At 51.2% G+C, this 6,000-nt stretch carries 5 protein-coding genes and 1 tRNA gene; all 6 read right to left on the bottom strand.

Translation table 11 applies throughout. The features are described 5' to 3' along the window. On the bottom strand, window positions 1-507 hold a 507-nt coding region (locus NTH01S_RS08295), incomplete at its 3' end, for a type III pantothenate kinase (RefSeq protein WP_157070917.1). Between the two features lie 16 nt (window positions 508-523). Beyond that, window positions 524-1,264 (bottom strand): biotin--[acetyl-CoA-carboxylase] ligase, encoded by a 741-nt coding sequence (locus NTH01S_RS08290; protein ID WP_068172298.1) that lies wholly within the window; start codon window positions 1,262-1,264, stop codon window positions 524-526. 21 nt (window positions 1,265-1,285) lie between these two features. Beyond that, window positions 1,286-1,360: transfer RNA gene (locus NTH01S_RS08285), tRNA-Val, on the bottom strand. Between the two features lie 89 nt (window positions 1,361-1,449). Next, complete coding sequence (locus NTH01S_RS08280; RefSeq protein WP_068172295.1) at window positions 1,450-1,734, bottom strand: HU family DNA-binding protein; 285 nt, start codon at window positions 1,732-1,734, stop codon at window positions 1,450-1,452. A 137-nt stretch (window positions 1,735-1,871) separates the two neighbouring features. Further along, window positions 1,872-4,256 carry an endopeptidase La gene (gene lon, locus NTH01S_RS08275; protein ID WP_370664316.1) on the bottom strand — a complete coding sequence of 795 codons (2,385 nt, stop codon included), beginning with the start codon at window positions 4,254-4,256 and terminating at the stop codon, window positions 1,872-1,874. Between the two features lie 309 nt (window positions 4,257-4,565). Beyond that, window positions 4,566-5,831 carry an ATP-dependent Clp protease ATP-binding subunit ClpX gene (clpX, locus tag NTH01S_RS08270; protein ID WP_068172292.1) on the bottom strand — a complete coding sequence of 422 codons (1,266 nt, stop codon included), beginning with the start codon at window positions 5,829-5,831 and terminating at the stop codon, window positions 4,566-4,568. Window positions 5,832-6,000 lie beyond the last annotated feature (169 nt).

Below are 6,000 nucleotides of genomic sequence, written 5' to 3'. Positions count from 1 at the left end.
GGGCAGTCGCGCCGCAGCCCGATGCAGGGCTTCACTCGACAAATTCACACCCGGCGCAATAGCACCACCACAGTACTGCCCTTGAGCATTAATCACATCAAAAGTCGTCGCCGTACCAAAATCGACAACCACCGCAGGGCCACCAAAAAAATGTTTGGCAGCCAATCCGTTCAAACGTCGGTCCGCCCCTAACTCATCAGGGTTATCAACCAACACTTCGATTCCCCAGTTCAGACGCGAATGCGCAACCAAGGGCTCTACTTTCAACCACTTACGGCAAAAACGTCGAAGGTCATACAGTGCCGCAGGAACAACCGTGCCAATTATCGCACGCGCAACATCCGCAGCATCCAGCCCAACACGCTCTAAAAGACCATAAAACCAAACGGCATACTCATCTGCTGTCCGGCTATCATTCGCAGAAATACGCCATTGCCCGCACCATTGATCACCATCATGCAAGGCGAACACGACGTTTGTATTGCCAGAATCAATGACGAGAAGCACTATGCAGTCCGGCCCTTCAGCCCAGCAAGATTTCGCCGGTCACCACCGGAATGGTTTCACCGTTCGAACGGGTCAATAACAAGCGGCCCATCATATCGAGGCCAGAGAATTCACCCTCAATATAGTTTTCACCGCGCCGAACTGCAAGTCGGAGACCCACAGGGTGAGCAAGTTTCAACCAAGCATCCCGAATAAGAGCAAAACCACCCTGCTCCCAAGCCGCATATCGCGCTTCTAAACACGCCCCAATATGCCGCCCTAACACGCACGGATCAAACACCGCCCCCAATTCTGACAAAGCCGCCAAAGTACGCCCCGGAATAACTGGAGCAGAACGCACATTCACCCCAACCCCAATCACGACCCACGCGTCATCACCCCCTTCTTGGGGGGCACTTGTCTCGATTAATATTCCGGAGACTTTACGCTGCTGCAGCAAAACATCATTAGGCCACTTCAACTGAAGGGCCGCTGGAGCCAACAGCGTGCCACATAATACCGAAATAGCATCATGCACAGCCACAGCCGTTAAAAATGGAACAGCCGTCAAAAATTCTGAAAAATTCTTTGGACGCAACAAAAAAGAAATCGCAACATTCCCGCCCGGGTCACTCCACTGACGGCCGCGAGTTCCACGCCCTTGCGTCTGGCGCAAGGCTTGAACAGCTATATTGTTAAGGGATTTTTTTTCGGCGTAAGCCTTGCATAAATCCGATGTAGAGCTCAACTCTTCATGGATTTCAAAGGTCCAGCTCATAACATGGCAACTTTAAGAAAATGGTGGGCGATGACGGGATTGAACCGCCGACCCTCTCGGTGTAAACGAGACGCTCTACCGCTGAGCTAATCGCCCTCAAAGTTTCCATGCCCTGAAGCAGTGAGAGGGTGTTTAGCACCCGGGCTGGCTCTTGCCAACCCAGAAACTAAACTTTTTTGAAAAAATTAGCTCACCGCATCCTTCAGGCCCTTACCAGGCTTGAAACGGACAGAGGTAGATGCCGGAATATCGATCTCTTCGCCCGTGCGTGGGTTGCGGCCTTTAGCAGCCTTACGCGTCGCGGTCACAAAGCTACCAAAACCGACCAAACGTACTTCCTGCTTGTTTGACAGAGCGTTCTCGATCGTCCCGAAAACCGCATCCACAACTTCGCTTGCCTTCGCTTTAGGAAGCTCAGCAGCATCAGCAACAGCAGCAATCAGTTCTTGCTTGTTAAGGGGCTTCTCCATGGTGTGCCTTTCTGGTGTTGTGCCCTACCATCCCAGACCCAAGGCCCTAGACGGTATAAGCTAATTTGGTTCGTGGCCGCACTATTGAAGCGCTTATCGGCCGCGTCAACTCTAAGAATAACAGAAGATTGCCAGCGTCAATGCGCAAGCGACGATGTTCCCGAATTATCCTCTACAATTCTGCTCTCAAGCGCATTTTTATCGCTCAAAACCAGTGGCTCAAGCTGCCGTGACAAAGCAATGTTCAAAACATCGTTCACATGCGCCACTGGAATAATCTCCAAAGCCTGGCGCACATTCTCCGGCACTTCAACAAGATCTTTCTCATTATCCTTCGGAATGAGGACCGTCTTAATACCCGCGCGCACAGCCGCCAGCAGCTTTTCTTTCAGCCCACCAATCTCCAGCACACGCCCACGCAGCGTCACCTCACCTGTCATCGCCACATCATGCCGGATCGGAACATCCGTCAAAACACTCACCAACGACGTCACAAGCGCAATACCCGCAGACGGACCATCCTTCGGCGTTGCCCCTTCAGGCAAGTGCACATGCAAATCTTTCTTCGCGAACGCATCCGCCGGAATGCCAAAGCTTTCTGCGCGAGAACGCACAAAAGACAGTGCAGCAGCAATGCTCTCTTGCATCACATCGCCCAGCTTACCCGTATGCTTAATCTGGCCTTTGCCGGGTGAGCTCACACTTTCAATCGTCAGAATCTCACCACCAACCTGCGTCCACGCAAGCCCGGTGACAACACCAACCATATCCTCACCTTCCGTCTCACCATGACGGTAACGGCGAACACCCGCATATTTCTCTAGGTTTTCCGCCGTGATCGCCACAGAGGTCACACCCGTCGAAATAATTTCCTTCACAACCTTACGTGCCAGCTTCGCAATCGCTCTTTCGAGATTACGAACACCGGCTTCACGCGTGTAAGAGCGGATCAGCTCACGAATCGCATCATCCGTCACCGACCATTCATGCGGCTTCAGATTATGCGCTTCCGCTTGCTTGTTCAGCAGATGACGACGAACAATCGCCAGCTTCTCATCCTCCGTATAACCAGACAGAGAAATGATCTCCATACGGTCCAACAAAGGCTGCGGCATGTTTAAGCTATTCGCCGTCGTCACGAACATCACATCGGACAGATCGTAATCAACCTCCAAGTAGTGATCACCAAACGTATCATTCTGCTCCGGATCCAATACTTCCAACAACGCAGAAGATGGATCACCACGCCAGTCAGACCCAAGCTTATCAATTTCATCCAGCAAGAAGAGCGGGTTGGAGCTCTTCGCCTTCTTCATGCCCTGCACGACCTTACCCGGCATAGAGCCGATATACGTCCGGCGATGACCACGAATCTCAGATTCGTCACGTACACCACCTAAAGACATACGCACATAAGTCCGCCCCGTCGCTTTAGCGATAGAACGTGCCAGAGAGGTTTTACCAACACCCGGCGGCCCTACGAGACACAGAATCGGCCCTTTAACCTTCTGAGAACGCGTCTGAACAGCCAGATACTCAAGAATACGCTCCTTGACCTTCTCCAACCCGTAATGTTCGGCTTCAAGTGTCTCTTCTGCCCGCTTCAAATCCCGTAGAATCTTCGAGCGCTTCTTCCAAGGAATACTCAGCAACCAGTCCAGATAATTCCGAACCACCGTGCCTTCCGCAGACATCGGGCTCATGCCGCGCAATTTTTTCAGCTCACCCAGAGCCTTTTCACGCGCTTCTTTGGAGAGACGTGTTTTGGCAATCTTTTCTTCAAGCTCAGCCAGTTCGTCTTTACCGTCCTCGCCTTCGCCCAATTCCTTCTGAATCGCCTTAAGCTGTTCATTCAAATAATACTCGCGCTGCGTCTTTTCCATCTGACGCTTCACACGATTCCGAATGCGCTTCTCGACCTGAAGAACTCCAATCTCCGTCTCAATATGCGTAAACACTTGTTCCAAGCGTTGCGCCGCAGAAGACGTTTCAAGGATCTCTTGCTTCTCAGCAATTTTTAGATTCAGATGACCTGCAATGGTATCGGCCAGCTTCGACAGATCATCAATCTGATTAATAGACACCATCACTTCTGACGGAATCTTTTTATTCAACTTAATATACTGCTCGAAATGCGACACCGCAGAACGGCCAAGAGCCTCAAGCTCACTACCCGGCGTTGCATCCGCAGCGCCCTCTGGGAACTCTTCAATTTCAGCTTCGAAATGCCCATCCACGTCAAAAAGACGCTTAATCCGCACACGGCGCTCTCCCTCAACCAGCACCTTCACCGTGCCATCAGGAAGTTTCAAAAGCTGTAAAATAGTTGAAACCGTACCGCACCGATAAATATCATCCACCGCCGGATCATCAAGTGACACATCTTTCTGTGCCACCAATAAGATCTGCTTGCTGTCCTGCGTCACGGTTTCAAGAGATTTGACTGATTTTTCACGCCCTACAAAGAGCGGCACAATCATATGCGGAAAGACAACGATATTGCGCAGTGGCAGAACTGGCATCACGCGTAGCGCTGGTGCTTCTACATCTTTCTTAGAACTCGCCTTACGCGCGCGCGGTGCGCTTTTTTTCTTCACACCGTCCGCTTTTGTTGCCTCCGTTGCTTTGGCAGCACGGCGACGTTTGGGCTTAGGGATAGTATCATCTGTCATTCTGTCGATCTCCAATTCGGACGATCCCACGGCATTGCCTGCCCAGCAGCGCAACTCCCGTGAACTCTGGCGCGCATCCGATGATGCGCGCACCAACCACTCTTAACATTGGGCCTGCACAGGCCATCCACAAGAAAGAAGGCAGAAATAACCAAAAGGTTAAGCGGACTGCTCCGCCGGCTCCGCCTTTCCTTCGCCGTGGACATAAACCGGACTCGCCTTTTTCTCAGCGACATCCCGATTAATGACCACCTCTTCCACGCTTTCCAGCCCTGGAAGATCAAACATTGTCTCCATCAGCATGCTTTCCATAATAGAACGCAAACCACGAGCACCCGTCTTTCGTTCAATTGCGCGATTAGCAATCACCTTCAGAGCATCGTCCGTGAAGGTCAGCTTAACGCCTTCCATGTCAAAAAGACGGCCATATTGTTTCACCAGCGCATTTTTAGGCTGAGACAAAATCTGCACCAATGCAGCCTCATCCAGATCATTCAGCGCCGCAATCACCGGAAGACGCCCGATAAACTCGGGGATCAAACCAAACTTCAACAAATCTTCCGGCTCAACACTCTGCAAGATCGCGCCCAGACGTCGCTCATCATCGGAACGCACATCCGCACCAAAGCCGATAGCTGACCCCTTGCCACGTGCAGCAATGATTTTATCCAGACCAGCAAATGCACCGCCGCAGATGAACAACATATTCGTCGTATCAACCTGCAAAAATTCCTGCTGCGGATGTTTGCGCCCACCCTGCGGGGGCACAGAAGCCACCGTGCCTTCCATCAATTTCAGTAAAGCCTGTTGCACACCCTCGCCGGACACATCACGCGTAATGGAAGGATTTTCAGACTTGCGTGAAATTTTATCAATTTCATCAATGTAAACAATGCCACGCTGTGCACGCTCAACATTATAATCCGATGCCTGCAACAGCTTCAAAATAATGTTTTCAACGTCCTCACCGACATAACCCGCTTCCGTCAAAGTCGTCGCATCGGCCATCGTAAACGGCACATCCAAAATACGTGCCAACGTTTGCGCTAACAGCGTCTTACCAGACCCAGTCGGCCCGATAAGAAGAATGTTAGACTTCGCAATTTCCACGTCATTGCTCTTCTGAGCATGAGCCAAGCGCTTATAATGATTATGCACAGCAACAGAGAGCGCGCGCTTAGCCTCTACCTGCCCGATGACATAATCATCCAGAACTTTGCAAATCTCTCGCGGCGTCGGCACACCATCACTGGATTTCACCAAATGCGTTTTGTGCTCTTCTCGGATGATATCCATGCACAATTCAACACATTCATCGCAGATGAATACGGTCGGCCCTGCAATCAGCTTCCGAACTTCATGCTGAGATTTGCCACAGAACGAGCAATATAACGTATTTTTGGACTCGTCCGACTTGTTGCTCATCTCTGTTCCTCTCTCCGCTTACGCATACTCACAAGACGATCTTACTGACACCTGCCTCGCGCAAGCCTTTAACTTTAAGCCGAGCTTTCCTGCCTCGGCAAGACCGAAACCCAAACCCTAGAGACACGAAAAGCGGCATAATGAGATGCCGCTTTCCATATCTCATTCC

The sequence above is a fragment of the Neokomagataea thailandica NBRC 106555 genome, assembly GCF_001598495.1.
GTDB lineage: Bacteria > Pseudomonadota > Alphaproteobacteria > Acetobacterales > Acetobacteraceae > Gluconobacter > Gluconobacter thailandicus_A.
Note: the sequence above shows the minus strand (reverse complement) of the source record. Positions and strands in the feature narration are given on the sequence as shown.